The 1,924-nt window shown below is 72.0% G+C and carries 1 protein-coding gene and 1 pseudogene; both read right to left on the bottom strand.

Annotation, left to right across the window (positions count from 1 at the left end; translation table 11 throughout):
- Positions 1–1,743: ATP-binding protein (locus AB0B91_RS65485; protein ID WP_358343104.1), on the bottom strand; the 1,743-nt coding region annotated here is incomplete at its 3' end.
- Positions 1,740–1,924 (bottom strand): annotated as a pseudogene (locus tag AB0B91_RS65480) (protein phosphatase); the annotation flags it as partial. The gene AB0B91_RS65485 and the pseudogene AB0B91_RS65480, both read right to left, overlap by 4 nt.

Here is a 1,924-nt window from a genome sequence, read left to right as displayed (position 1 = left end):
CTCCCTCATGTCACCCGTTCTACCGCCTTCCGGTGCCCGGTCGGGCCCGTCCGGGGTCTCCGTCTCGTCGGCGCGTCGGTCGGCCTGCGCCGGGGTGCCCGCACCGGCCTCGGCGCCGGGCTCGTCGACGTCCCCGGTCGCGGGCTCGTCGGTCGGTGCCGCGTCCGCCGCGGCGGCCGCCGCGGCCGCCGCCTCGACGTCCTCGGGCAGCGCCGGGAGGGTGAAGCGGATCGCCGTGCCCTCCTCGGTGCCGGTGTCCACCCAGACCCGGCCGCCGTGGTATTCCACGATCTTCTTGACGATCGCCAGCCCGATCCCGGTGCCCGGGTACGCGTCCTTGGCGTGCAGCCGCTGGAAGATGACGAAGATCTTGTCGGCGAACTCCGGCTCGATCCCGATGCCGTTGTCCTGGCAGCTGATCTCCCACTCGTCGCCCACGAGGCGGGCCGAGACGTGCACCTTCGGGGGCACGTCGGGGCGGCGGAACTTCACCGAGTTGCTGACCAGGTTGGCCAGCAGGTTGGTCAGCAACGGCTCCTCGCCGCGGATGACCGGCAGCTCGCCCCAGGTCAGCTCCGCGTCGGCGTACTGCCGGGCCGCCTCGGTCTGACCGGCCACGTCGCCCATGACCTTGTTCAGGTCGACCTCGGTGAAGCCCGTGGTGAGCCGACCGATCCGGGAGAAGGCGAGCAGGTCGTTGATCAGGCGCTGCATCCGCTGCGCGCCGTCGACCGCGAACGCGATGTACTGGTCGGCCCGCTCGTCCAACTGCCCCGCGTAGCGGCGCTGGAGGAGCTGGCAGAAGCTGGCCACCTTGCGCAGCGGCTCCTGGAGGTCGTGCGAGGCCACGTACGCGAACTGCTCCAGGTCACGGTTGGAGCGGGTGAGTTCCTCGGCCTGCTTCTGGAGCTGGCTGTTGACCCACTCGATGCGCTCGCGGGCCTCCCGTACCTCGGCCAGGTCCTTGGCGATCTTGCGCCGCATCGCGTCGACGTCCTCGCCGAGCCGGAGGAACTCGGGTGGGCCGGTGCCGGCGATGCCGTGCTGGTAGTCGCCCTCGGCCACCTCGCGGACCTGGTCGGCGAGGCCGGTCAGCGGGCGGATCACCATCTTGTCCAGGGAGACCAGCAGCATGCTGCCGGCGATGATCACCACCGCGACCGCGATGATCAGCAGGACGACCAGCAGGTTGCTGGTCCGCCGGACGTCCTCGGCGCTCCGCTGCCGGGCCTCGAAGATCTCGAGCTGGAGGTCGTCCAGCGCGCTGCGGACCGCGTCGAACTGCTCCCGGGCCTGGTCGGTGATCAACGCCTGCCCCGCGCTGGTGCCGCTCTGCTGCGTCGCGGTGACCACCGGCACCGCCACCGCCTGGCGCCACTCCTCGGCCCGCTGCTCCACCTTCAGGAGCTCCTGCCGGATCTCCGGGTAGTCGCCGAGCAGCCGCTCCATCGAGACGACCAGGTCCTGCTCCCGCTTGCGCCCGGCGTCGTACGGCGTCAGGTCGGCCGGGTTGCCGCTGACCGCGTAGCCGCGCATAGCGGTCTCCTGGTCCAGCAGCGCGTTCTGCACCTCCTGCGCCTGCACCCGCAGCGGCCCGGTCTTGTTGAGGATCGCGTCGATGTGCATACGGTTCTTCGTCGCCACCGCCACCGCGCCGCCCGCCAGCCCGATGAGGAGGACGGCGACGACGGTGAGCAGCATGACGACCCGCTGACGCAGGGTCCACTCGCGGACGCCCGTCACCGGCCACCGCCCCGGCTGACCAGCAGCATGGCGACGTCGTCGGCGAACGGGCCGCCGTTGAGCTGCTCGGCCCGCCCAACCAGCCAGGCCGGCAGCTCGGCCAGCGGCACGGCGAGGGTCGCCGGGTCGGCGAGCAGGCCGCTGAGGCCGGGCACGTCGAGGCGCTCGTCGCCCTCGCCGG

This window comes from Nonomuraea sp. NPDC049141, from assembly GCF_040648415.1.
Taxonomy (GTDB): domain Bacteria; phylum Actinomycetota; class Actinomycetes; order Streptosporangiales; family Streptosporangiaceae; genus Nonomuraea.
The sequence above is the reverse complement of the archived record's forward strand: the minus strand, read 5'-3'. Positions and strand labels throughout refer to the sequence as shown.